We start from the raw sequence: 25,044 nt of genomic DNA on the forward strand, positions 1-25,044 counted from the left end.
GCCAGCTGGGGGCAGATTCCGGGGTGTTCGGAATCCATTGCGCTGGCTTATGACGTTAAAATGCGAAGATGCCATGGTAATGGAAATCTGCTGGCGCAGAAATGACACCTGTCTCACGACAGGCGCAGCCGGGCGGCTCCCCTGGGCCTTCCGGATCTTCTGCAGCATCTTGATCGAGCCCACATGAACGCACGTATCGCCCCATCCGCACCGACCACGCTGGACCATGACCTGATCACGCGCAGCGCGCGCGCCGTGGTCAACTCCGAAGCCGCTGCGGCGTTGGCGTTGGGCGCGCGCATCGGACCGGAGTTCGTCGAAGCGTGCCGACTTATCCTGAACTGCACGGGGCGTGTGGTGGTCAGCGGCATGGGCAAGTCAGGCCATATCGGCCGCAAAATCGCCGCCACGCTGGCCTCCACCGGCACGCCCGCGTTCTTCGTGCACCCGGGCGAAGCCAGCCACGGCGACCTCGGCATGATCCTGCCGCAGGACGTGGTGCTGGCGCTGTCGTATTCCGGCGAAACCGACGAACTGCTGCTGATTCTGCCGGTAATCAAGCGCCAGGGCATTCCGCTGATTGCGATAACCGGGCGTACAAGCTCCTCTCTGGCAACCCAGGCCGACGTGCACCTGGATGGCAGTATCTCCAGCGAAGCCTGCCCGCTTGGCCTGGCGCCAACCACCAGTACCACGGTCGCGCTGGTCTGGGGTGATGCGCTGGCGATTGCGCTGCTGGAAGCACGCGGCTTCACCTCCGACGACTTTGCCCGCTCGCACCCGGCCGGAGCTCTGGGCCGCCGCCTGCTGCTGCACATCAAGGACGTGATGCACACCGGCGACGACGTCCCGAAAGTGTCACCCGACGCCGGCCTCACCGCCGCGCTGGTCGAAATGACCCGCAAGCATCTGGGTATGACCGCCGTGGTCGACGCCGAACAGCACTTGCTCGGGGTATTCACCGATGGTGATCTGCGTCGCGCACTGGACGACGAGGGCGTCGACCTGCGCGGCTCCACCGTCGCCGACCTGATGACTCGCGGACCGAAGACCATCGGCGCCGACAAGCTGGCCGCCGAAGCGGCGCAATTGATGGAGAAGTACCAGATTCACGCGCTGCTGGTGGTCGACGACGAGCAACGCGTGGTCGGCGCGCTGAACATTCATGATCTGCTCCGTGCGCGTGTGGTTTGATGCGGATTCGTCTCGACGAATCCACTAAATCGAACAAGCCTCACCGCTGACCTTCCTCCGCAAACCCCGTGCCTGAACCCGTGCCCGAAAGCTATCTCGCCAATCTCTCTGACGACATCCTCGCCCGTGCCGCGAAAATCCGCCTGGCGGTATTCGACGTGGACGGCACGCTGACGGACGGCCGCCTGTGGTATGGCGAGGATGGCCGCGAAACCAAGGTGTTTCATGTGCACGACGGACTGGGCCTGAAACGATTGCAGGCCAACGGCATCGAGGTCGCCATCATCACTGCGCGCATCAGCCATCCGGTTTCACTGCGCGCGGAGGAACTGGGCATCAATCATGTCTACCAGGGCCAGAGCGACAAGCGCGCCTGCCTGCACCAACTGCTGGATGCCTTGCACCTGATGCCTGAACAGGCCGCATTTGTCGGCGACGATCTGCCCGACCTGCCGCCCATGCATATCGCCGGCCTCGCGGTTGCGGTGGCCAACGCGCACCCGTGGGTCGCCGAAGCCGCACACTGGCGGACTACGCGGAGTGGCGGCATGGGCGCGGCGCGCGAAGCCTGCGATCTGATCCTGCACGCGCACGGCGACAGCAACGCGGAACGGGAGCGCTGGCGGTGAGCCTGCGCCTGTGGCTGCGCGACCGCCGTCTGCCGGCTGCGACCGTTGCCCTCGCACTCGTCGCCGGCATTGCCCAATTATTGCTCTGGTGGCTCGGGCCAGCGCCAAAAACCAACAGCTTCGTCGGCCCACCGCGTGCCGGCTATATCCTTATCGACGCGCGAATGACCGAGTTCAATGCCATCGGGCAGCCCAGCTTCTATCTGCAATCGCCACGTCTGGAACGCCGTGAGGGTGACGACTCGCTATACCTCAATGCGCCTACGTTCCAATTGCCGGCAAAGCAGCCGAATACACCTGACTGGCAGGGCCAGTCGCTGTACGGCTGGGTCAACAAGGCAGGCACGCAGATCAAGCTGCAAGGCCCGGTGCACATGCACCGGCCACCGTTCGGCAGCACGCCGGCGACCAACCTGCAAAGTTCCGACGTAACGGCATGGCCCAAGGAAAATCGCCTGGAAACGGCTGCGCCAACGCGGATCGTTCAGGGAGCCTCTACAATCAGCGGGGTCGGCATGCGCGCCAACCTCACCACCAAACACTTGGAGTTGCTCGATGATGTCCACAGCACGTTCATGCCAGCCAAGCCGCGCGGTTAAGCTCGCGATTCTGGGCCTCGGCCTGCTGATGCTGCAGCCCGCGATGGCGCGCCGGGACGATCGCGAAAAGGTCGCCAACATCTCGGCCAAGTCGTTCGACGCAACCCAGCAAGCCAACGGGCTCATCCACTACAAGGGCAACGTCCTGCTCACCCAAGGCACCATGAAGGTGACCGGCGCGTTGGCCACCGCCTATCTGGACGACAACAACAGCATCACGCGCGTCGTCGTCACCGGCACCCCGGCACGTATCGAGCAACTCGACGACAACGGCAATCTGATGCAGGGCGAAGCCGCTACGCTGGACTACGACAACATCAAGCAGATTGCCGTGTTGTCGGGCAATGCATCGGTCACCCAGAAAGGTCGCGGCAGCGCGCAGGGTGACACCCTGACCTACAACACCCAGACCAGCCAGATGAGCGGCGAAAGCCATGGCGATGGCCTGGTGCACATGACGTTCCGCCCGAAGGCCAAACCCGCCGCGCCTGCCCCAAAGCCACAGGGACAGCCGTAACCGATGCTTTCCGCCGAACGTCTGCAAAAAAGTTTCAAGTCGCGCCAGGTTGTGCGTGAGTTCGGCTTCTCGATCCGTGAGGGCGAGGTAGTCGGCCTGCTGGGTCCCAACGGCGCCGGCAAGACTACCTGCTTCTACATGGTGGTCGGCCTGATCGAAGCCGACGCTGGCAGCATCACGCTGGACAAGCACGACATTACCGGCCTGCCCATGCATGCGCGGGCCAAGCTGGGCATCGGCTACCTGCCGCAGGAAGCCTCGGTGTTCCGGCGCCTCAGCGTCGCCGACAACATCATGGCGGTGCTGGAACTGCGCGACGGACTCAGCTCGGCGCAACGCCAGACCGAGCTGGAAAACCTGCTGGACGAGCTGAAGATCGGCCATATTGCCGAACAGAAAGGCGTCAGCCTGTCGGGCGGTGAACGACGCCGGGTGGAAATTGCCCGTGCACTGGCCGCCAATCCACGTTACATGCTGCTGGACGAACCGTTCGCCGGCGTCGATCCGATCTCGGTCGGCGAAATCCAGCGCATCGTGCGTCACCTCAAGGAACGCGGCATCGGTGTGCTGATCACCGACCACAACGTGCGCGAAACCCTGGGCATCTGCGATCGCGCCTACATCCTCAACGAGGGCGAGGTGCTGTCTCGTGGCACACCGGCGCATATCCTGGCTGACGAAAAAGTTCGCGAAGTCTATCTGGGTCGCGAGTTCCGGCTCTGAAGAAGCTGTCGCGACACCGAAGCACTTCCGCGTTCAACTATGGCCGCATCCGCTGGCACGGGTTAGGATGGAGTCGTCTCCTTTCGACCCGGCTGGCATGAAACCCGCATTACAGTTTCGCCTCCACCAGCAGCTCACGCTGACGCCGCAATTGCAGCAGGCCATCCGCCTGCTGCAACTGTCGCAACTGGAACTGGAAGCCGAATTGCGGCAGATCGCCGAGAGCAATCCCTTGCTGGAGTTCGCCGAGGAAGCCGAGGACGAAGAGTCCGCCGAGGTCAGCGACGCAGAGTTCGACTATCCCAGCGCCGAGACCGTGGCCACCGCCGACAGCGCGGACGAAAGCGACTGGTCCGCTGATAGCGGCGGACCCGCAGAGTCGCCGATCGACTTCTCTTCCAGCAGTGCTGGCAGCAGTTCGAGTTCAAATTCGCGTGGCGACGACGACTTCGAACCGCAAAACGCCGCACCGGAAACCCTGCAACAGCACTTGCTGTGGCAACTCAATCTGGCCTCGTTCAATCCGCGCCAGCATCTGATCGCCACCGTGCTGATCGACGCGTTGAACCCCGCCGGTTACCTGATTGATGGACTGGACGCGGTAATCGCCGCGCTGCCCGCCGATTTCAATGCCAGCATCGCCGAAATCGAAGTCGTGCGTCACCAGCTGCAGGGTTTCGACCCGGCCGGCGTCGGCAGCCTGGACCTGCGCGATTGCCTGCGTGTGCAGCTGGAACAGTTCGATCCGGACACACCGCAACGCGACCTCGCGCTGCGGATTGTCGACCATGAACTGGATCTGCTCGCCCGCAACGACATCGTCCGGCTTGCGCGACGCCTGCGCGCCGAAGCGGACGACGTGGCCGAGGCCGCCGTGCTTATCCGCAGTCTCGACCCGCGCCCGGGCGCGGCACTGGACACCACGCCGGTCGAATACGTGGCGCCGGATGTCTACGCCTTGCGTGACGGCCCGCGCTGGCGGGTCAGTCTGAATGCCGATGCGCAGCCGCGGCTTGGCCTGAACCAGCATTACTGCGGCTTGATCGCCAAGGCCCGCGGCGAAGACGCCAGCTGGATGCGCGGTCAGTTGCAGGAAGCCCGCTGGCTGATCAAGAGCCTGGAATCACGCGCGGAAACCCTGCTCAAGGTCGCCGACGCGATCGTGCGGCGGCAGAGTGCATTTCTGGACTACGGCCCCGAAGCCATGCATCCGCTGGTATTGCGTGAAGTCGCCGAAGAAGTCGGCATGCATGAGTCGACCATTTCCCGCGTGACCACCCGCAAGTACCTGCACACGCCGCGTGGCACCTTTGAACTGAAGTATTTTTTCTCCAGCGGCGTGTCCACCGAAGATGGCGGCAGTGCGTCTGCCACCGCCATCCAGGCAATGCTGCGCAAACTGATCGATGCCGAAGATCCGCGCAAACCGCTATCCGACCTCGCCATTGCAGAGGAGTTGAAGCGCAAGGGCATTCAGGTTGCCCGTCGTACCGTCGCCAAGTACCGGGAAGGCCTGCGCATTCCCACCTCCAGCGAACGTCAGCGCGCCAGCTGAACGACTTTGTTGCGTGAAGGAACTTGGTTAACGAAAAATCGCTCCCATACCTGTTACATCTGTTCCATCAAGGAATGTTTGACGATGCGCCGGCGCCACCCGGCCCGGCATGTCTACCCGCCGCGAAATGCGGCACTGCACCACCAGAGGAGGCGACCCATGCAATTCCAACTCAGCGGCCAGCAGATTGAAGTCACCCCGGCCTTGCGCGAACACGCCACGGCCAAGCTCGACCGCCTTACGCGCCTCGACGAGAAGTTGATAAGCCTCGCCATCGTGCTCTCCGTCGACAAGCTCCAGCAGCGCGCCGATGGCACCCTGAACGTGATCGGCGCCACCCTGCATGCCGAGGCCACCGAAGCCGACATGTACGCTTCGATCGACATCCTGTTCGACAAGCTGGTTGCACAGTTGCGCAAACACCGCGAAAAAGTCGCCGACAAGCATCAACGCGAAGCGCGCGAAGAACGCCAGTACGGCTGATTCCACTTCCTCCTTTCAACCGCAGCGGCCCGCCTTGTGCGGGCCGCTCGTTTTCCAACGCGTGCCTGCGCCCAAGCTGGCACAATGGTGATGTGACCGTCAGGCCCTGCCGGGCAACCGTACGCGGCACAAAGGACGCAAGACTTGGATCGGATCAGCGCACGACAACTCTACGACAACGTCCACGAGCGCATGGCCTTGCGCTGGGTCTCGGGCATGCGTGGCGAGTCGCGCGCGCTGGAACCGGGCGTGGCGCAAGCACGCCGGCCATCGTTGATCGGCTACCTCAACGTCATCTACCCGAACAAAATCCAGATCATCGGCTCGGAAGAACTGAACTTCCTCGACGGTCTGGATTCGCGCCAGCGCTGGGAAGTGATGCACAAGATCGCTGCCTACCAGCCGGTGGCGTTGATTGTGACCAAGGATCAGCCGATACCGGCGGACCTGCGCGAGGTTGCCGAGGAAACCGGAACGCCGCTGTGGAACAGTTCCAAGCGCGGTCACGAATTGCTGACCTACCTGCAATATCACCTCGCCCGCATGCTCGCCGCGAAAGTCACCTTGCACGGCGTCTTCCTCGAAGTCTTTTCGATCGGCGTGCTGATCACCGGCGAGGCGGGCTCGGGCAAGAGCGAACTGGCGCTGGAACTGATCAGCCGCGGCCATCGACTGGTGGCCGACGATGCCACCGAGTTCACCCTGATCGCGCCGGACGTGATCGACGGCACCTGCCCCGAACTGCTGCAGGATCTGCTGGAAGTGCGCGGGCTAGGCGTGCTGAACGTGCGCGAGATGTTTGGCCACATGTCGGTAAAGACGTCCAAATACCTGCGCCTGGTGATCCATCTGAAACCGCTGCGCGATGGCGAGGACGTCGACGCCATGACCCGCCTAACCGGCGATATCGGCCATCGCGACGTGCTCGACGTGCAGGTGCCGATGATCACCCTGCCCGTTGCCTCCGGCCGCAACCTCGCCGTGCTGGTCGAGGCCGCCGTGCGCAGTCACGCACTGAAGAGCAAGGGTATCGACCCGGCACAGACCTTCATTGACCGCCAGGCGCATCAGATGCGCCGCCTGCCCCCTTGGTGATCGCATGAACGAGAACATTCCGCTGCTCAACCCGCAGGTCGATCCCAACGAGATCCATCTGATCGTACTCACCGGCATGTCCGGTGGGGGCAAGACGGTGGCGCTGCGCACACTGGAAGACCTGGAGTTCTACTGCGTCGACAACCTGCCCTCGGTGTTGCTGCCGCAACTGGTCAGCGCCGCGACCAGCGGTGACCGTCGCGGGCGGCCGCGACGCATCGCCGTCGGGGTGGACGTACGCAATACGGGCGAGGATTTCCAGCACATGCCACAGGTGCTGTCCGAGTTGGCCGGTGCGGGCGTCCAGGTGCACCTGGTGTTCCTGGACTGTCGTGATGAGGTGCTGATCAAACGGTATTCGGAAACGCGTCGGCGCCATCCGCTGGCCATCCGCGACATGTCGCTGGCCGACGCCATCGCGGTGGAGCGCAGGCTGCTGCGCCCGCTGATGGCGATCGCCGAAAAGGTCATCGATTCCAGCGAACTCAACGTGCATCAGCTGCGCCGCCTGGTTGCCACCGGTTACGCCGAGTCCACCGAAGGCCTGACCCTGATGTTCCAGTCGTTCGCGTTCAAGCGCGGCCTGCCGCTGGATGCTGATTTCGTCTTCGACGCGCGCTGCCTGCCCAATCCGCACTGGCAGGCTCATCTGCGTCCGCTGTCCGGCAAGGACGAACCGGTACGCCAATACCTCGCAGCCCAGCCGCTGGTCGACGAATTCTTCGCCGACACCGCGCGCTGGCTGGATGCCTGGCTGCCTCGTTTTGAACAGGACGATCGCAGCTACGTGACCATCTCGATCGGTTGCACCGGAGGCCGGCACCGCTCGGTTTATCTGGTCGAGAAGCTGGCCGCCTACTATCGCGACTCCCGCGAAGGCGTGCTCACTTTCCACCGAGAACTGGATTGAATCGCATGATTCCCGCAGTCCGCGCGAAGCAGCAGCCATGAGCGTCGGCGTGCTGTTGATGACCCACGAGGCGGTCGGCAAGGCGATCATCTCGGCGGCACACCACGTGATGCCGAAATTGCCGCTGCAGGTAGCTGCCGTTGAGGTTCCGCCCAGCGCCGACCCTGACGTGATGCGCACGCTCACTGCCCACCACGCCCGTGACCTCGACAAGGGTGACGGTGTGCTGATCCTGGCCGACCTTTACGGCGCCACGCCGTGCAATATCGGCCTGTCGCTGGGCGCCCTCGGCATCCACCTTCGGTGCGTGTCAGGCCTCAACCTGCCGATGCTGCTGCGCGTGCTCAACTACTCCGAAAAACCCTTGGACGAACTGGCCGAAATCGCAGCCAGCGGTGGCCGTGGGGGAATATTCATCGACCATGCCTGATCCTTCCCATGATTGAACAAGAAGTTGTCATCTCCAACAAACTCGGACTGCACGCCCGCGCCTCGGCAAAGCTCGTGCAACTGGTGCAGGGTTTCAAATCCACCGTATGGCTGATCAACAAGGGCCGCGAGGTCAACGCGCAAAGCATCATGGGCGTGATGATGCTGGCGGCCGGTTTGGGCAGTACATTGACGGTTCGCGCGGAAGGCCCCGACGAGGAGGCCGTCATGACCGCGGTGGTCGATCTGTTCGAGCGGAAATTCGACGAAGGAGCGTAAGGCAGATGGGTACGGCGCAGCGGAAATCCGGAACCAGCGCAAGCGCGGCACGACCCGCTGCCACGCTTGCTGCGAGCGCGCCACTGTCCGCTCTTCTTGGCGGCCCCCCTATCAGCAACGCAAGGAGCGATGCGTGAGACATATCCTGCCCGGCACGGTAGCGGCCCACGGCATGGCGCTGGGACGCGCGCGACTGGTACAACCCAGCCGCTATGTCGTCGACACCCGCCCGTTGGGCGAAGATGAGGTTGAGGCCGAGCTGCAACGCCTGCATCACGCTCTCGACATGGCGCGGCAGGAACTGCGTGAACTGCGCAGTCGCCTGCACGGCGCGCTGGCGCGCGAGGTGAATGAATTCATCGACGCGCACAGCTTGCTGCTCGACGATGCCGAACTGCTGCGTGGACTGGACGACATGGTCCGCATCGGCCACTACCGCGCCAGCGCCGCGTTGAAGAAACAGCGCGACCGTCTGTCCGCCGTGTTCGAAGCCATGGACGATCCCTACCTGCGCAGCCGCAAGGAAGATGTCGAACAGGTGATCAACCGGGTGATCTCCGCCTTGCAGCGGCAGACCAGCCCGGAAGAACGCAAACTCGCCGCGCGGGTGGGCGAGATCCTGGTCGCCGACTCCATCGCGCCGGGCGACATGGCCCAGCTTGCCGGCAATGGCCTGCTCGGCGTGGTCGCCAGTTCGGGCAGCGCCTATTCGCACAGCGCCATCCTTGCGCGCAGCCTTGGCTTGCCGATGCTGGTCGGCACCCGTGATGCCCTTTCCAATATCCACGACGACGACCTGATCCTGCTCGACGCCGAAGGTGGTGAAGCCGTCGTCCATCCGACCGCGCAAGACTTGTCCCGCTATCGCGCCTGGCAACGTCAGGCAGCAAACGAGGGGCGACGGCTGGCCAAGCTGGCCAATGCCCCCACGCGCACCCGTGATGGCGTCGAGGTTGCGCTGTTGGCCAATGCAGAAACACCCTCTGACGTGGCGATGGCGCGCGCACGCGGTGCTGATGGCGTCGGCCTGTATCGCACTGAATTCCTGTTCCTCAAGCACAAGGGCCTGCCCTCGGAAGACGAACAGTTCATCGCCTATCGCGACCTGGTGATGGGCATGGGCGGGCTGCCGGTAACGATCCGCACACTTGATCTGGGCGCCGACAAGGCGGACGCCGCCGGGCTCAGCCTGCGCGGCGAAGACAACCCCGCGCTCGGTGTGCGCGGCGTGCGCCTGTCACTGCGTTATCCCGCCGTGTTCACCACACAGATCCGGGCCATTCTGCGCGCCGCCTGCTATGGGCCGGTGCGCGTGCTGGTGCCGATGGTGACCCAGCCCGATGAGTTGATCGCCGTGCGCACGCTGTTCAACCTCGCGCGCCAGGACCTCAAACGCGAAAGCATCGACCTGCCGGAAAAGCTGCCGCTGGGCGCGATGATCGAAGTGCCGGCCGCCGCAATCAACGTCCGCGCGCTGCTCGAATATGCCGACTTCCTTGCCATCGGCACCAACGATCTCGCCCAATACGTGCTGGCCGCCGACCGCGGCAACGATGCGCTGGACAACATCTACAGCCCGCTGCAACCGGCCCTGCTGCGGCTGATTTCCCACGTGATCAGTGCTGGCCGCCGGGCCAAAAAGCCGGTCAGCCTGTGCGGCGAAATCGCCGGTGACGTGAACTTCACGGCCTTGCTTCTGCTGCTTGGCCTCAACGAATTCAGCATGCATCCGGCGCAGATCCTGCAAGTGCGCGACCGCCTTGCCACGCTGGATCACGCCAACCTGCGGCGCCATCTTGCTCAGTTGATGCGTGCGCACACGCACGAGCAGGTCGGCGCGATGCTGAGCAAAATCGTGGATGGCGCACAGCCTTCCTGAGCCGCGTCGGCGACGCGATGCGACGTCAGCGAAGGCGCTCGACTTCAATGCTTTCGAGAAAGGCATCCAGCAGCGCACCGCGATATTTCTGCCGATGCAGCAGCAGCGACAGTTTCCTGCTCAGATCGAGAAACGGGGTCTTCAATGCCTTCAAGCGCCCGGTGGCCAGCGCATCGACCACCGCCACCGAAGGCAGGCATGCAATACCCAATCCCGCCACCACGGCCTGCTTGATCGCCTCGATCTGATCAAGCTCCAGCACCGTCTCGCCCGGCGGCAGTTGCGACAACACCCGCTCGGTGGTCGCTCGGGTCGCCGAGCCGGGCTCGCGCAATACCCAGCGTGCACCCGCAAAATCCGCCGGCTTCAAACCCCGCTTGCGTGCCAGCGGATGCTCGGGCGGCGCGCAAACCACCAATGAATCCTCGCGCCACGGGCGCACTTCAAGCAAGGGATTGGCCACCGGGCCTTCGACACAGCTGATATCCAGACTGTGTTCCAGCATACCGGCGGTAATCGTCTCGGTATTCGCCACGCGCAAGCGGATCGCCACCTGGGGATGTGCGCGCACGAAACCACCCAGCAATTCGCCAACCAGATAGTTGCCCACCGTATTGCTGGCCCCGATGCGTAGTTCACCGCCCAGCAGCGCCCCTTCCTCACGGCCACGTCGACCAAACTCGGCGTGGCGTTCCAGCAACTCCTGCGCCAGCGGCAACAACTCGCGCCCACGCGCGTTCAAGTGCAACCGCCCGCGCTCACGATCAAACACCGGTGCATCGAGTTGTCGCTCCATCTCGGCCAGCGCCATGCTCGCCGCGGGCTGAGTCAGGTGCAGCCGTTCGGCAGCGGCACGCACGCTGCCAAGCAAGGCGATCTGCACGAACACATCCATCTGCCGCGGACTGATATTGATCATCAGTCAATCTTATACAACCAATCACATATTCAAAGTTCTACTTATCACAGCGCAAGCGGACAATGACGGCCATTACAGGAGTCCATCATGTCCAGCACCACCACCCCCAACCTCTTGCTGCAACGTGCGCCCGGCCTGCTGTTGGCCGTGGCGATTTCGTTGTTGGCCTGGCTGCTGGGTCGGTGGATGCCGCTGATCGGCGGCCCGGTGATCGGTATCGTGCTGGGCATCGTGGTTGGCAATGCGCTGTCGCTGGGCACGCGTTATACGCCGGGCATCGCGTTCGCCGGCAAGAAAGTGCTGCAGTGGTCGATCATTGCGCTGGGCTTCGGGCTCAGCCTGGACCAGGTCGCGAAGACCGGGCTCGAGTCGCTGTCGGTAACGCTGGTCACGATGACCGTGGCCTTCCTGTCGGCCTGGGCACTCGGCCGCTGGCTGGGCGTGCATGACAAACTGATGATCCTGATTGGCGTGGGCACGGCGATCTGCGGCGGCTCGGCGATTGCTGCGGTGACTCCGATCATTCGCCCCGACGATCACGACACCGCGTTCGCGATCTCCACCATCTTCCTGTTCAACGTGGTCGCTGTGTTGCTGTTCCCACTACTCGGCCACCTGATGCATTTGTCCGACCTCGGCTTCGGTTTGTGGGCCGGCACCGCCATCAACGACACCTCGTCCGTGGTCGCCGCCGGCTACAGCTACAGCCACGCGGCCGGCGACTACGCCACCATCGTCAAGCTGACCCGCGCCACCCTGATCATTCCGGTTTGCCTGGTGCTGGCCTTCGTGGTCGCCGCCCGCGAGAAGCGCAAGCACGCCGAAGCCGGCAGCACTGGCAAGTTCAGTCTGGCCAGCATCTTCCCCTGGTTCATCCTGTGGTTCCTGGTGGCCTCGGGGCTGCGCACCGCCGGCTTCATTCCCGTCGCCATCCAGCCTTCGCTGCACCTGCTGGCCGAATTCCTGATCATCGTGGCGCTCACCGCGATCGGCTTGTCGGCCAACGTCCGCAAGATGATCTCCAGCGGCCCCCGCCCCATCCTGCTTGGCCTGGGCGTGTGGATTGCGGTGGCGGTGAGCAGCTTGCTGGTGCAGCTGGTGATCGGGCAACTTTGAGTTCAGATTGATCGCCAAGCGCACGTGCGTCACGGTTTCCGGCGGTGAGCGTGTCGTGCGGCACGACGGGGCACGTGCGAAAGCTATACTGCGCGACAAATGTTGCGGGACTGCTTCGGCGGTGCGGCCGCCATGAGCCGGGGCTACTGGACGATGGACAACGAGATCGAGACGCAAACCTCGTCGCTGGTCGCCGCCGGACGTGCTCGCGGTGGTCGCGCGACGCAGCAGGACGACCTGATTTGTCTGCATGATCCCGAGCACGACGCGCGCTTGCTGGTCGTGGCTGACGGGATGGGTGGCGACGGCGCTGGCGAACTCGCGTCGGCCGGCGTCATCGAGGTCACCCGCCGCTTGTGGGAACAGGGGCACTGGCGCGACCAACCCGGAGCGCTGTTCCTCGAAACCTTGTGCCAGGACGCTCATGCCGAGCTGCGTCAGCGGGGTCGCGGCCTGACCCATGGCGAGCCACATTCAACCGTGGTGGCGTTGCTGACCCGGGGTAATCGTGCGTATTGGGCGCACGTGGGGGACAGCCGTCTATACCGTTTCCAGGGCCGGCACTGCCTGGACTGCACCGAAGATCACAGCGTGACCCAACTCAAGGTTCGCCGCGGCGAACTGGCCGCAAACCAACGGGGTAACGACTCCGAACAGCACAAGCTGCTGCGGGGACTCGGCGGAGCACAGCCACCGCAAGTCGATCATGGTGGCGCGCTGTTGCGCCCGGGGCAGACGTTTGCCCTGTGCAGTGATGGGGTCTGGGAGAATCTGTCGACTCGGGAGCTGGGCGAATTCGCGCGCCGACGCGATCAGCCCGAGGCCCTGCGCGAGGCGCTGACACAGGTGCTGGAACGCGGCGGAGTGGACTGCGACAACGTGGCGTTGATTCTCACCCGGGTAGGCTGGAAAGAATGGCTGGCCCGCTACACTCGCCGGCCGGGATCACGACGGACCAGCCGTGCCGCTGGTCCCGGGTGAGATCTGGTGGCCTGATAGTCAGGCCGAATGGAGCACAACGCATGACCTTGATTCGACCACGGCACCACCGCCGGCATTTGCCGGCATGCATCCCTGTGGCGGCGCTACTGGCCCTTCTGGCCCTGTCAGGCTGCGCACAGTTGGGCAAGCTCAAGTCACGGACCGGCAAGCAGCCAACCGCTACTTCGACGGAGCGCACCCGTACGACGCCGCTCCGTACGACGGCAACCAGCAGCGACCCGTCACTCGCGGCGATCGTCAACGACCAGCTTCAGCACGGCCACTATGCGGAAGGCGAACAGGCGCTGCGCCGGTATCTTGTGCAGCATCGCGGTGACCGGTCAGCGCAGGCCATGCTGAGCCAACTGACCGCCAATCCGGAGCAGTGGCTGGGGCATACATCGCAACCCCATATCGTGCAGTCCGGTGACAGCTACAGCACGCTGGCGGCTCGCTATCTGGGTGACGGCAGTCTGTTTCTGATCCTCGCCCGCTACAACCACTCGACCAATCCGTCGCTGCTGCGCGTGGGTGAGACGGTGCAAGTGCCGACCGCAATCGCTGGCGCAGCACCCACCGCCAGCGAGGCCAGCGCAAACACCCCGGCAATATCGGCCATTGCCATCTCGCCGACGGTTGCGGAAGACCGGCCTCCGGCCCGGGAATCACCCGCAACCAAGGCGAAACGGCTGCAGCGCGAAAGCCTGGTTCTGCTCGATCAGGGCCACAAGGAGCAGGCGCTGGCGCGGCTCGACGAAGCACTGATCGCCGACCCCCAATTGCAGCCCGACGGCATCGGCGCCCTGGCCTTGCGCAAGGATCTGCTGACCTCACTCCACCAGCGCGCCGTGGTGCTGTATCGCGACCAGCGCCTAGACGCAGCGATAGCCTTGTGGGATCGCGTACTGGCGCTTGATCCACATTACGAACCAGCGATCGTCTATCGAACCCGCGCACTCGAACTCAAGCGTCGACTCAAGCAACTCTGACAGCAGGTGAAGTGCGTGCCGCGCTAGCCGCGCGGTGACCGGCTACCGGCTGGGCGATCCGCAGCTGAGAGGATTTGCGTCGGTCGCGCGATATCCTCGGTCTGCGCCGGTGGGGGCGAGTCCTTGAGCCGATTCGGCGTGGCCTGCAATGCCCTGTTCATCACGTTGAAGGTAGCAAACAACCGCCCCAACTCATCGCGGCGAACCAGCCGAATCCGGTAGCGGAAGTCGCCGTGTGCCACCTTGAGCAACGCGTTGCCAAGCATATCCAGCAAGCTCAGCAGCCGTCGCGACATCCACCAGGCGGCGCCGACCACCACCGCGAGCGTCGCCAGCAATACGGCAATGATCACCCACAGCGTGGTTTTCTGTGCCGCCCGAAGTGGTGCGTCACTGATCCCGAGGCGCAACTCGCCCACCACCGCCGATTGATAATGGACCGGCACATCGAACAGCAACATCTCGTCCAGCCCGCTGCCGTTGATCATGCTGCTGCGATAGCCCTGGATATCACCCGATGGCGACAATGCCTGCTGCCCGCTCAGCGCAGGCAGCTTTTGACCGACCTGATCGGGCCGGGTACTGGCAATGATCTCGCCACCCCGGTCTGCCACTGCCAGATAATGAATCTGCTGATTTCGGGCGATGTCCTGAACCAGCGCCCGAGTGGCCGCACGATCACCCAGCAGCAGGTCCTCGGCCGATTCGCTGGCGACCATGCGCCCCAACGAACTACCAAAATCCCGCGCCAGCCCGGTAATGGCTGCATTCTGTTTGGCATGGATAGCGGCCAAACCCAACAGCAAAGTCACACTCAAAAGAACGCCGAGGACACCGACCCAGCGCATCCGCAGAGAGAGCAGACGAGTGGCCAGTGGCGTTTCAGCGCGCCGCTCGCATTCGCGCCGGGCAAGGCGCAGATCCTCGACTACCTCGGCGCCCTGCTGATAACGCTCCGCAGGCGCGGGGGCGAGCAAGGCATGCACGATATCGAGCAGGATCGCCGGGGTGGATGGATCGCGCGGCTGCAGCGCCGGCCGAGGTAACCGCTGGCGCTCCAGCATCAACTCGCGCACGTCCGCGATATCGCGCCATGGCAATTTTCCCGCAAGCAGCCAGTACAGCACCACGCCCAGCGAAAACAGATCGCTGCGTGCGTCGGTCCGCTCACCGCGCAAATGTTCCGGAGCCATGTAGGCCGGGGTGCCGGCAACCTCCGCGCGCAGCGCGTCGCCGTCGCCGAGTGACCGGCGCAGATCGGCGATGCCGAAGTCGTTGACCTTGGCCTGCTGCCAGCCGTCGGCCAGCATGATGTTCTCGGGTTTGATGTCGTGGTGAACGACGCCGTGCGCATGCGCATAATCCAGCGCAGCAGCGACCTGCATGATCAACTCGATGATCGCCGGCAGCGGTGGAAACCCTTCACGCGCAACACGACTGGCCAGGGTCTCGCCCGACAGCCGTTCCATCGCGATGTAAGCACGGCCGTCGCCGGTTTCCCCGGCATCGAACACCGTCACGATATGCGGATGGGTCAGCTGGCCTGCTGCCCGGGCCTCGACCAGAAACCGCTGCCGGTAGGCAGGATCGGCAGCGACCTCCCGATGCAGGCATTTGATCGCTACCTCGCGCTCGATGTCCGGATCGAAGCCAGCGTAGACCACCGCCATGGCGCCCTCGCCCAACACGCCATCGATACGGTAGCGACCCACGTTCTGCGTCACGGCTGGCTCGCTCACGGCGTCGGTATCAGAGCAACCACCAGGCAGCGGCGCCCAGCGCGATGAGCACCAGCAAGCCGGCCGCCACCCAGCGTAAACGCGACGCACCAGCAAGGCCGCGCTCGCGGGTCAGAAACACGAACTCTGCCTGGCCCAGCCGGATGTGGTCACCGTGTTTCAGGATCGCTTCGTGGATGCGCTTGTCGTTCACGAACGTGCCGTTGGTGGACAGCGTATTCATGATCACGTAGTGCCCGTGCTGATTGATGATCCAGGCGTGAGCCGACGACACGCTGGGGTCGTCCGCGACAATGTCGTTGTTGCTGCCCCGCCCCAGGGTTTGCCGGCCTGAGCGCAACGAAAACCGGCGGCCTTCGAATCCGGCGCTGAGGCCTTCCAATACCGGCTCGTGAACGCTGGCCCGACCGTCCGGTGCCTGCTCCATTTCACTGGCGTACTGACGCAATTCCGCTGCGGAAAACAGTTGGGTGCCTTGCGGCCCCGCAGACCGCTTTCCGACAAGGTGAAGCGGGTTTTTATCAGGGCTGTTCATCAAAAAACTCAGGGGTGGAATTAGTCCGCTGCTGTAACTCACTGCCTCGCCAAGCGCAGCGGGAAAGCAAACCACACCACCTTGGTGAGGCATGCCGCTTCCGCAACATCAGACCGCCGTGGGTGCGCCGGTTACGTGGCGTGACCAGCATGCCAGTGCGCACGTGAAGTTCTTCATCACGCCACCGCGCTGTTTACCCGTTGTTAACCGGGGGACAAGGCCGTGCGCCATAACCACCCGTTCCGGGCCCATCGCAAATAGGCGTAGCGGCATGGATGGGAGAATCTTGAGTGGCTGCGAAGCGCCGTGGGAGCAGCCCTACCGCTACGCTTTGCCCTGCTCCACCAAGGTCAGCGCCACTTTGTCGCGCAGGTAAACCGGGAGCGCCAACTCAGGCGCCAGGCCGCGACCGGCCCTGAACTCGCGCATGGCCAGCTCGGCGACATGCGCCGCCTGCGGATAGCAATGGCCATCGGCAGAATGCAGCGTGCCAGTGAGGCGCTGCGACAACACGGTGGCGTAAGTGGCCCAGCCGCTGCCGACCACTTGCCACGCATCCGCCTTGGGCAGAACCAGCGTCTCGGCGGTGCAGATACGCTCCTCATCCAGCGCGATCAGTCCGCCGTTGTCGTCGCGGCGGTAGCAGGCGGCGTAGATCTCGCCCATGCGCGCATCGATCACGGCGAGGATGGCCGTGCCCTCTTCTTCCGGTGCTTCCAGCGCCAGTGCAGCGAGCGAGGAAACGGTGATCACCGGCAGATCCAGCGCCAGCGCCATGCCTTGGGCCAGCGACACGCCCAGCCGCACGCCGGTGAACGCGCCGGGGCCGCGTCCCACGGCAATGGCGTCCAGCGCGCATCGGGCAATGCCCGCTTCGGCAAGCAGGTCGTCGGCCATCGGCAACACCAACTCGGTATGTCGACGCGGCGCGATTTCGCTGCGGGCAATCAATTCGTCGCCGTGGATCAGGGCAACGGAGCAGGCTTCAGTGGCGGTTTCGATCGCGAGCAGATTCATGATTCGTCCATGATAGCGGCTGTCGGCTCGGCCGAGGTCGGTACGTACGCATACCAGTCGATGCGGCGGGTCAGATACATCATCAGCGCAACCATGGCCAGCAGCACCAGGGCGCCGATCAACAAGGCGTATTGTTCCGCCGCGATAAGTCCGTAAAGCATGGCGTAGATCAGCCCCAACACCCCGCCAAGCAGTAATCCCGAGCGTTTCGCACGCAGCACGGCCATCGCGTAGCCACCGACCAGCACCGCGACTGAAAACGCTGCCAGTGCGTAAGCCGGGCCGAAGCCGATCTGCTCGGACAGCGCCAGCAACACCACGTAGAACGTTGCCAGCGCCGCGCCCACCAGCAGGTACTGCACCGGATGCACACGCAGCCGCTTGAGCACCTCGAACAGGAAGAACGCCATGAAGGTCATTGCGATAAACAGCAGCCCGTATTTGCCGGCACGCACATTGCGCTGGTAGACATCCACCGGCTGATACAACTGCACGCCGAAGGTTGACGCCTGCAATGCCGACTTCATGTTGTCGGCTTCGCTCCAGTGTTGACCGTAACTGCGATTGAGATCCAGCAAATGCCAGCGCGCGCTGAAACCGTTCGCGTCGATGCTGTGTTCCAGCGGCAGCGCCGCGCCGACAAAGCTGGGATCGCGCCACGGCGCACGCATCGTCACCTCGGTACTGCGCGCCAGCGGCAACAATTGCAGGGCTTCGGTACCGGCCAGCTTCAGGCTGATCTGCACATCGATAGGCTGGCTACCCAAGGCATCCAGATTGATCGGCACCACCACGGTGGGCGACCCACCGAGTCGATCCGCCGACGACTCGAAGCGCGTCGGCACACCGTTGACGCGCAACTCGGAAATTTCCTGCAGACCGCGCAGATCACCTACCGGCAAGCGCAATTCAGCCTTGCCACCCTGCCATGGCGCATCGCTGGCCTGGCGATAACTGGCGAGGTCCTCCGCGCGAAACTGGGCAGCCAGTTTCACCGTGGCGACAAACACCGGCGCGCTGTAGATGCCGTAGCCCCGCGTGGTCACCGCCATGGCCACGTCCAGCTTCAGTGCCTCGGCCAGCACACTCTCGCTGCCTTCCTGCCAGCGTGTTGCGCCCTGCCCTTCGACCGTCACCTGTCGCAGCGTTGGCACCACCAGCACCGGTCCACCCAGCACCTGGTTGCCGCCCCAACCCTGCGCAATCTGCTTGATCGCATCACTGCGCAACTGCTGGCGCTCGCTGACCAAACCGCTCACCTGCATCAGCGGTATCGTCATCAACAACGCCAGCACCCCGATGCCAAGCACCTTGGCCGTGACGGTCTGTGTCCATGAACTCATGCGCGCGTACTCCCCAAATGGAGCCTGCATGAGAACAGCCGCAACGGGCATGTACGCGTCAAGATCTGCCCATTCACGGGCAACGGCGTGGCCTGGGAGAGACGCTGGCGAACCAACTTCCGGCCACCATGAACGGCGAGCGACGTGGAGCCATCTATGCAGGTACGCCACCCATTGGCCACCCACCCGTTCGAGCCAGCGGTCCACCCCAATGTCTGCCCCAAAAGTCGGATCACGGCCTGCCGTAGCTCATGCGCCTCGCAGAGGTGTCGCGACTCTCCATGGCGGCGCGAAGGATGTTTCGGCCCGGGGAGATCAACCGGAGGTACACCGTGTCGATGCGCCCAAGGGGCCGCGAACGCAACCCCGGAAGCCTTCGTGGATGAATCATGTCGTGCACAGGCCGCATCGGTCTTCCGCGTGATGTCATTCCATGACGCGCGGATCAAACCTGCCCACGGCTTCACATGGAGCCCTTCAAGCCAATAGCTCCTTCCATGGCCTGAAACTTCCCGCCATCGGGGTGGTCAGCCTTTCGAGATGCTGCTGCCGCTCGCGCATCGCCGTTGCATCGATAGAACTCGACTGGAGATTGGCATGCGCACGCTCATCCGCTTTCTGACCCGCAACCGCGGCTTCATCACCTTCATGCTGTGCATGATCATGTTCCGCAGCGCCGTGGCCGACTGGAACGTGGTGCCAACCGGCTCGATGCAACCAACCATCCGCATTGGCGACCGCATCCTGGTCGACAAGGTGGCTTACGATATTCGCCTGCCGCTGACTCATGTATCGCTGCTGCATCTGGCCGATCCGCAACGCGGCGAAATCGTGGTGCTGGACTCGCACGCCGCCAACGAGCGACTGGTGAAACGCGTCATTGGGATACCGGGTGACGAAGTCGCCATGCGCGGCAACGTGATCTTCATCAACGGTCATGCCGCCAGTTACGCAGCCAGTAGCTACACCGGCATCCACGACGATCTGCGCGATCCCGCGCACTATCAGACCGAACGCGACGGCACGCTGCATCACGCCATTCGCCTGTCCGACCAGCACCCCAGTCCGATCAGCAGCTTCGGGCCAGTGAAGGTGCCGGCGGGCCAATACCTGCTGCTCGGCGACGACCGCGACAACAGCATGGACTCGCGCTACTTCGGTTTCTTTGCTCGCGATGAAATCGTCGGCCGCGCACGTCGTGTGATCGTTTCACTCGATCCGCAGCAACACTGCCTGCCACGCGGGGATCGCTTTGGTAAGGCGCTGGACTGACGGGTAAACCGCGCTGTCTCGCATCGCAAAATCGTCGCGGCCAGCCCAGCGTGAACCATGCACCGCTTGAGAGCGCTCAGATCGAAGCCGTCTGCGCGCAGGTAATGGTGAGTGTCAGCAGCCGGCCAATTGCGGACATCCGTTCGTTGAACCGAACTGCCGCATAGCGGACGGTCTCGACCCACTGCTTCACGTCTACCTGCGACTATCCATTGGTGGTCGCTATCCGGCCATGATCTGCCTGGTCGCCGCCTTCTTCGATCCGCCCCAAAGCTGCCAATGGGCATCCATTCGCAGCGCGGATGCCGTCTCCCATTCTCCTAGACGCCACCGCAACCTGCGATCTTGAATTGCACCTTGCGCGCGTAACTCTCATTCGGGAGGAAGCTCCATGGACTGTTGGTATCGAGCAATACAGAAGAACCAAGCGCTTACAGTCAAGGTGTGAACGCCAGCGCCCCTTACGCAGATAGAGATGCAGACCGCCATTCATGGCCTGCCGCTTCCTAAGGTGGTTCTGCCCCAATAGGCTTGATCTTGGACCACAAGTCATAAGCGCACACACCGTAATTGGATACGGTGTCGTGAAACTCGCCAGCTGGCATGTTATCAGGCACCAATGTGTCCAGTGTTACCACGTTCAAGTATGAGTGAGGTAAACCTCCCCCAATTGGAGCACCCCAATATGGCTGTATACCCAGCAAAACGGGCATCTGCAATCCATTGTGGTTCCACAACATCATTTGCGAACGTTCGTGTGGAATCCAAAACCGCAGCCGATGCTGCAACCCAACGTCTTTGTACATTGCGAAATACGGAACACCCACATGGCGCATGAACCTTGGCAAGTTGCTACAGTTCCTCAAGACGTCCATCTCGACCACTGTGACCTTCGGGCCTTTACCCTGCAATTGCACCTGAGTCGTGTAGAAGCCAACGTCGTGGTCTGCAGCCGCTTCAGCGACCGCATTCATGAGATCCGGCCAGGGCGGCCCGTCGTTCGCAGGAGGCCCTTGAACGTTGGCCATCCGCATATGTCGGTACATCGCTAACGGGTCTTTCACCTCAAGCGGCTTCCAATCAATGGTGGTGAAGTGCTTGGTTTTTGAAGAGAGAAGCCGTTCAAACCGAAAATCGCACAGTTGCTTGTCTCCCATCTTCGGAACACCTGCCACCTTCACCATAGTTAGGAACTGCCGACAAAGGAGTGGGCTGTTGGCGACGATGGTCTTGATGGTGGCCGCACCAGCCGCAGTTGTGCATAACAAAGCCATCGCGGCGACTATCAAACGTGACCGTGGCGTGGTGACGAGCTTGTGCTCATTCCTCGCATATGTTTTGTGGCTTGTCGGCAATCGATCGCTTTGCGCTACTACAAAGAATTTCGCCACACGCATCTGTCGCTTCAGACGGCTAAACAACATCCCTGCCATAATTCCAGCCTCCAAGCTCATGTCTAATCCACCACCGTTTCCGGCTTCGCCAGACACGACTGACGCACCATAGTCGGGACGAGCGTGAAGTTGTAGTGTCCTCGTAATTCGATCCACGTGAAAGTATATTTTTCGACACGATGGAGTCCTGCATCAAGAAGACGAGGTTCAGCGAGGAACAGTCTGCCGCGATAGTGAAGAACGCCGGGCCGGCACAAGGTCCGATGAGAATTGTCGCAAGCACAGGCTCAGCGCGGATGACCAGCATGAGGCTTCGTCTGATGCTTAGCTGTTACAAATCGCAAAGTTCGCTAACGCACCACGCTTCCCCAGAGCGGACAGTCGTCAACGTCAGCAACGGGTCGGATGCAGTCTTTCGTCACTAGCAACTGCGGCCCCGCAACTACGCCACCAGCGTGCCTTGATGAAACACGATCGCCCAGTCGTCGGCAGTGCGCCGCCAGATCGTGCTGCGGCGACTCACGCGTTTGCCCTGCTCCAGCGTATAGGTAAGCAGGTAGGTTTTCGCACCGAGTTCGCGGCAATGGAAGTCGCGGGTTATCCAGGTGTGTTCGGCGGGGTCGGGAGTGCGATGTTCGAGTACGTGGAGTACGTAAGCGCGGCTGTAGCGATGACCGGATGCGCCGATTTCCCAGAAGTCTTCAGCGGCCATGCGTTCGAAGTCAGCACGGGTGCTGCCGAATTCGGGGCGATGGAAGATCGGTTCGCGTCGACGCAATTCTTCCAGCACGGTCAGCAGCTCAGGCGCCGTAACCAGTTCGGGTTCGGCGGGATGTGTTACCTGATCTCGACCACTGTTCGATGTTCGGCTCACGGCATCACTCCGTTGCGACGACGGCAGGCGACTACCCAGGTGGTTGCCATAGCTCGACCCGACTACCGTCGGGATCGGTGATCCAGCCAAAGCGACCGAACTCGCTTTCATCCATGCGATCGTCCACCGAGACGCCGTCGGCGCGCAGTTGCGCCAGCAGCGCGTCGAGGTCGTCGACGCGGAAGTTGATCATGCAGGTTTGCGGGCCGGGGCCAAAGTAGTCGGTATCGGCGGCGAACGGTGACCACAGCGTATAACCGGGGCGTTGTGCGTTTTCGTCGAAACGCACGCCACCCCAGGCTTCGGCAGTGAGGCCGAGGTGTTTCACATACCACGCGGTGAGCGCAGCGGGATCGCGTGACTTGAAGAAGATGCCGCCCAGTCCGATTGCCTTGGCCATGCTATTGCCTCGCTGTATCCAGCTTCGCGCCGGAGCCCGCTCGCGGGCGATGTCTTATCTCTTCCCCGTTCCCCGTTCCCCGTTCCCCGTTCCCCGTTAAAGAGCATCGCCCGCTAGCGGTCTCCTACGGGGAAGAGTCAGCTACGGTCGCATCATCGAAGAAAGCCTGCACATCCGCCAGCTCCCGTGTGCGCGGCATGGGCGGCACGCTGGCCAGGAACAGTTTGCCGTAGCCTTTGCTGGTGAGCCGTGGATCGCACAACACCAGCACGCCGCGATCGCGCACGTCGCGAATCAGCCGGCCAGCGCCCTGCTTCAGCGCGATGGCTGCACTGGGCACCTGCCAACCCATGAAGGGGTTGATGCCGGACTGTTCCAGTGCGGCCAGACGCGCCATCAACACGGGATCGTCTGGCGCAGCGAACGGCAGCTTGTCGATTACCACCACGCTGAGTGCTTCGCCGACCACATCGACGCCTTCCCAGAAACTCGCCGCACCGAGCAACACGCCGTGGCCGCTAGCGCGAAATTCTTCCAGCAGCCGCGGGCGTGGCGCAGTGCCCTGCACGAACAGCGGCCACGGCACTTTGTCTTGCAACAACTCCGCCGCACGACGCAGCGCGCGATGCGAAGTGAACAGCAGGAAGGCGCGGCCTTTCGATGCGTGCAACACCGGCAGCACGGCCTCGATCACCTGTTCGGTGTAGTCACGCGCATTCGGGTCGGGCAAACCGGCTGGCAGATAGCAAAGCGCCTGATGCGCATAGTCAAACGGACTTTCCAGACTCAGCGTCCGTGGTTCTTCAAGGCCGAGCTGACGCGTGAAATGATCGAAGTTGCCCGCCACCGACAAGGTCGCCGAGGTGTGTATCCATGCCGCCTGGGTGCGCTCGCGCAGGTCGCGCATCGGCGCGGCGAGATCCAGCGGGGTGGCATACAGCGCGAAGCCGCGCGGAAAGGTTTCGTACCAGCGCACGTCCTGGTCACCGTGCGATTCGACGATGCGTTCCAGTCGATCACTGAACACCTTGGCGCGCTCGTGCAGGTTGCTGAAGCCACGCGAACGCTCGGCCTGCGAAGCCAGCAGCTCGGTCAAGGTGGCCAACAAATCGCCAAGATCACGTAGTGACGCACGCACCTCGGCACGCTCATCGAGCAGCGTAAACGCGCCGCGTGAAGGCAGCGAGTCCATCGCCAGACGCAGTTTGCGCAAGGCGTCCTGCAGTGCTTCGACCGGCTCCAGCAACAGGCCGATCGCGCCGGTGATACCGCTGCACTCGGTCAGCGCATCTTGCGTCATATCGGTGAGCTGACGTGCGCTGAGACTTTGCGAAAAGAACTGGCCGGCCAGCTCGGGAATCTGATGCGCCTCGTCGAGGATGAAAGCCGCCGCGCCGGGAAGGATTTCGCCGAAGCCTTCCTGTTTCAACGCGAGGTCGGCGAACAACAGGTGGTGATTGACCACCACCACGTCGGCCTCCATCGCCTCGCGGCGCGCCTTGAACACATGGCAGTCGTCGTAGAACGGACACTCCACGCCAAGGCAATTTTCCGCGGTGGAGGTCACCCGCGGCCACAATGAAGACTCCTCCGGCACCTCGGCCAGCTCCATGCGATCACCACGCCAGGTGCGCGCCGACCATGCGCGGATCGTCGCCAGTTGTGCTGCCTGCACGCGATCGAAACTGGCGCCTTCGCGCACGGTCTGATCCAGTCGATACAGGCACAGGTAATTGGCGCGACCTTTCAGCAGCGCCGTCTTCAGCCGCGCGTCGAGCACCGAACGCACCTTCGGCAAGTCACGGAAATACAGTTGATCCTGCAGCGCCTTGGTGCCGGTGGAAATGATCACTTTCTCGCCAGACAACAGTGCGGGAACGAGATAGGCGTAAGTCTTGCCGGTGCCGGTGCCAGCCTCGGCGACCAGCGTGTCGCGCCCGTCGATCGCTTGCTGCACCGCGCGGGCCATCGTCCGCTGGGCGGCACGCGGGGCGAAGTTCGGCAGTTCGCGAGCGAACGGCCCCTCGGCACCCAGCAGGTTGCCGATGTCGTCGGACTCGTTGTCATCGAAGTCAGTCATCCGACAAGTATGGCGGAGCGGCGGGGTATGACAAAGCAAGGCGCGGAACCTCCGCGTTGTGGATCGCATCAACTGGCTGCCAATTGTCCGGCG

General features: G+C 63.1%; 25 protein-coding genes. 16 read left to right on the forward strand and 9 right to left on the reverse strand.

Going from position 1 to position 25,044, the window contains the following annotated elements; translation table 11 throughout:
• Window positions 1-183 precede the first annotated feature (183 nt).
• The 12 genes from PY254_RS15910 to ptsP all read left to right on the forward strand — a co-directional run bounded on the left by PY254_RS15910 (window position 184) and on the right by ptsP (window position 10,292).
• On the forward strand, window positions 184-1,194 hold the full coding sequence (locus PY254_RS15910; protein ID WP_281013025.1) for a KpsF/GutQ family sugar-phosphate isomerase: 1,011 nt from the start codon (window positions 184-186) through the stop codon (window positions 1,192-1,194).
• Window positions 1,195-1,274: 80 nt separating this feature from the next.
• Window positions 1,275-1,823, forward strand: coding sequence for a KdsC family phosphatase (locus PY254_RS15915; protein ID WP_281015249.1), 549 nt, complete (start codon window positions 1,275-1,277; stop codon window positions 1,821-1,823).
• A complete protein-coding gene (gene lptC / locus PY254_RS15920) occupies window positions 1,820-2,422 on the forward strand; it encodes an LPS export ABC transporter periplasmic protein LptC (protein WP_281013026.1) in 603 nt (200 codons plus the stop codon). Before PY254_RS15915 ends, lptC begins: the two co-directional genes overlap by 4 nt.
• A gap of 28 nt (window positions 2,423-2,450) precedes the next feature.
• Complete coding sequence (gene lptA / locus PY254_RS15925) at window positions 2,451-2,939, forward strand: lipopolysaccharide transport periplasmic protein LptA (RefSeq protein ID WP_281013028.1); 489 nt, start codon at window positions 2,451-2,453, stop codon at window positions 2,937-2,939.
• A 3-nt stretch (window positions 2,940-2,942) separates the two neighbouring features.
• Window positions 2,943-3,662, forward strand: coding sequence for an LPS export ABC transporter ATP-binding protein (lptB, locus tag PY254_RS15930; RefSeq protein WP_281013030.1), 720 nt, complete (start codon window positions 2,943-2,945; stop codon window positions 3,660-3,662).
• Window positions 3,663-3,759: 97 nt separating this feature from the next.
• A complete protein-coding gene (locus PY254_RS15935) occupies window positions 3,760-5,217 on the forward strand; it encodes an RNA polymerase factor sigma-54 (RefSeq protein WP_281013031.1) in 1,458 nt (485 codons plus the stop codon).
• A 159-nt stretch (window positions 5,218-5,376) separates the two neighbouring features.
• Window positions 5,377-5,700, forward strand: a complete 324-nt coding sequence (raiA, locus tag PY254_RS15940) for a ribosome hibernation-promoting factor, HPF/YfiA family (protein WP_281013032.1) — start codon at window positions 5,377-5,379, stop codon at window positions 5,698-5,700.
• A 144-nt stretch (window positions 5,701-5,844) separates the two neighbouring features.
• On the forward strand, window positions 5,845-6,795 hold the full coding sequence (gene hprK, locus PY254_RS15945; protein WP_281013033.1) for an HPr(Ser) kinase/phosphatase: 951 nt from the start codon (window positions 5,845-5,847) through the stop codon (window positions 6,793-6,795).
• 4 nt (window positions 6,796-6,799) lie between these two features.
• Complete coding sequence (gene rapZ / locus PY254_RS15950; protein WP_281013034.1) at window positions 6,800-7,705, forward strand: RNase adapter RapZ; 906 nt, start codon at window positions 6,800-6,802, stop codon at window positions 7,703-7,705.
• 37 nt (window positions 7,706-7,742) lie between these two features.
• Window positions 7,743-8,135, forward strand: coding sequence for a PTS sugar transporter subunit IIA (locus PY254_RS15955; protein ID WP_281013035.1), 393 nt, complete (start codon window positions 7,743-7,745; stop codon window positions 8,133-8,135).
• Window positions 8,136-8,143: 8 nt separating this feature from the next.
• Window positions 8,144-8,413: an HPr family phosphocarrier protein gene (locus PY254_RS15960; RefSeq protein ID WP_281013036.1), complete on the forward strand. Its 270-nt coding sequence runs from the start codon at window positions 8,144-8,146 to the stop codon at window positions 8,411-8,413.
• A 133-nt stretch (window positions 8,414-8,546) separates the two neighbouring features.
• Complete coding sequence (gene ptsP / locus PY254_RS15965; RefSeq protein WP_281013037.1) at window positions 8,547-10,292, forward strand: phosphoenolpyruvate--protein phosphotransferase; 1,746 nt, start codon at window positions 8,547-8,549, stop codon at window positions 10,290-10,292.
• A 25-nt stretch (window positions 10,293-10,317) separates the two neighbouring features.
• Here the strand turns inward: ptsP and PY254_RS15970 are convergent, their stop codons facing one another.
• Window positions 10,318-11,211 carry a LysR substrate-binding domain-containing protein gene (locus tag PY254_RS15970; RefSeq protein ID WP_281013038.1) on the reverse strand — a complete coding sequence of 298 codons (894 nt, stop codon included), beginning with the start codon at window positions 11,209-11,211 and terminating at the stop codon, window positions 10,318-10,320.
• A gap of 87 nt (window positions 11,212-11,298) precedes the next feature.
• On the opposite strand from PY254_RS15970, the gene PY254_RS15975 reads away from it, so the two are divergent.
• The 3 genes from PY254_RS15975 (at window position 11,299) to PY254_RS15985 (ending at window position 14,297) form a co-directional block, all read left to right on the forward strand.
• The gene (locus PY254_RS15975; RefSeq protein WP_281013039.1) at window positions 11,299-12,327 is read left to right on the forward strand and encodes a YeiH family protein; all 1,029 of its coding nucleotides are present in this window, start codon (window positions 11,299-11,301) and stop codon (window positions 12,325-12,327) included.
• A gap of 132 nt (window positions 12,328-12,459) precedes the next feature.
• Window positions 12,460-13,308, forward strand: coding sequence for a PP2C family protein-serine/threonine phosphatase (locus PY254_RS15980; protein WP_281013040.1), 849 nt, complete (start codon window positions 12,460-12,462; stop codon window positions 13,306-13,308).
• A gap of 41 nt (window positions 13,309-13,349) precedes the next feature.
• Window positions 13,350-14,297, forward strand: a complete 948-nt coding sequence (locus PY254_RS15985; RefSeq protein ID WP_281013041.1) for a LysM peptidoglycan-binding domain-containing protein — start codon at window positions 13,350-13,352, stop codon at window positions 14,295-14,297.
• Window positions 14,298-14,320: 23 nt separating this feature from the next.
• Here the strand turns inward: PY254_RS15985 and PY254_RS15990 are convergent, their stop codons facing one another.
• The 4 genes from PY254_RS15990 to creD form a co-directional block, all read right to left on the reverse strand.
• Window positions 14,321-16,036 carry a protein kinase domain-containing protein gene (locus PY254_RS15990; RefSeq protein WP_281013042.1) on the reverse strand — a complete coding sequence of 572 codons (1,716 nt, stop codon included), beginning with the start codon at window positions 16,034-16,036 and terminating at the stop codon, window positions 14,321-14,323.
• 10 nt (window positions 16,037-16,046) lie between these two features.
• On the reverse strand, window positions 16,047-16,571 hold the full coding sequence (locus tag PY254_RS15995) for an FHA domain-containing protein (protein ID WP_281013043.1): 525 nt from the start codon (window positions 16,569-16,571) through the stop codon (window positions 16,047-16,049).
• A 324-nt stretch (window positions 16,572-16,895) separates the two neighbouring features.
• A complete protein-coding gene (gene tsaB, locus PY254_RS16000; protein WP_281013044.1) occupies window positions 16,896-17,588 on the reverse strand; it encodes a tRNA (adenosine(37)-N6)-threonylcarbamoyltransferase complex dimerization subunit type 1 TsaB in 693 nt (230 codons plus the stop codon).
• Window positions 17,585-18,931 carry a cell envelope integrity protein CreD gene (creD, locus tag PY254_RS16005; RefSeq protein WP_281013045.1) on the reverse strand — a complete coding sequence of 449 codons (1,347 nt, stop codon included), beginning with the start codon at window positions 18,929-18,931 and terminating at the stop codon, window positions 17,585-17,587. Before creD ends, tsaB begins: the two co-directional genes overlap by 4 nt.
• Window positions 18,932-19,528: 597 nt before the next feature.
• Here creD and lepB point away from each other — a divergent pair.
• Window positions 19,529-20,203, forward strand: coding sequence for a signal peptidase I (gene lepB, locus PY254_RS16010; protein ID WP_281013046.1), 675 nt, complete (start codon window positions 19,529-19,531; stop codon window positions 20,201-20,203).
• Window positions 20,204-20,709: 506 nt separating this feature from the next.
• On the opposite strand, the gene PY254_RS16015 is transcribed toward lepB, so the two are convergent.
• From PY254_RS16015 to PY254_RS16030, 4 genes are all read right to left on the reverse strand, one after another.
• A complete protein-coding gene (locus PY254_RS16015; protein WP_281013047.1) occupies window positions 20,710-21,657 on the reverse strand; it encodes a hypothetical protein in 948 nt (315 codons plus the stop codon).
• Window positions 21,658-22,039: 382 nt separating this feature from the next.
• Complete coding sequence (locus tag PY254_RS16020) at window positions 22,040-22,471, reverse strand: nuclear transport factor 2 family protein (protein ID WP_281013048.1); 432 nt, start codon at window positions 22,469-22,471, stop codon at window positions 22,040-22,042.
• 31 nt (window positions 22,472-22,502) lie between these two features.
• Window positions 22,503-22,871 carry a VOC family protein gene (locus tag PY254_RS16025; protein WP_281013049.1) on the reverse strand — a complete coding sequence of 123 codons (369 nt, stop codon included), beginning with the start codon at window positions 22,869-22,871 and terminating at the stop codon, window positions 22,503-22,505.
• 124 nt (window positions 22,872-22,995) lie between these two features.
• Window positions 22,996-24,951 (reverse strand): DNA repair helicase YoaA, encoded by a 1,956-nt coding sequence (locus PY254_RS16030; RefSeq protein ID WP_281013050.1) that lies wholly within the window; start codon window positions 24,949-24,951, stop codon window positions 22,996-22,998.
• Window positions 24,952-25,044: the final 93 nt, after the last annotated feature.

Origin of the sequence: Rhodanobacter sp. AS-Z3 (assembly GCF_029224025.1) — a bacterium.
Lineage (GTDB): Bacteria > Pseudomonadota > Gammaproteobacteria > Xanthomonadales > Rhodanobacteraceae > Rhodanobacter.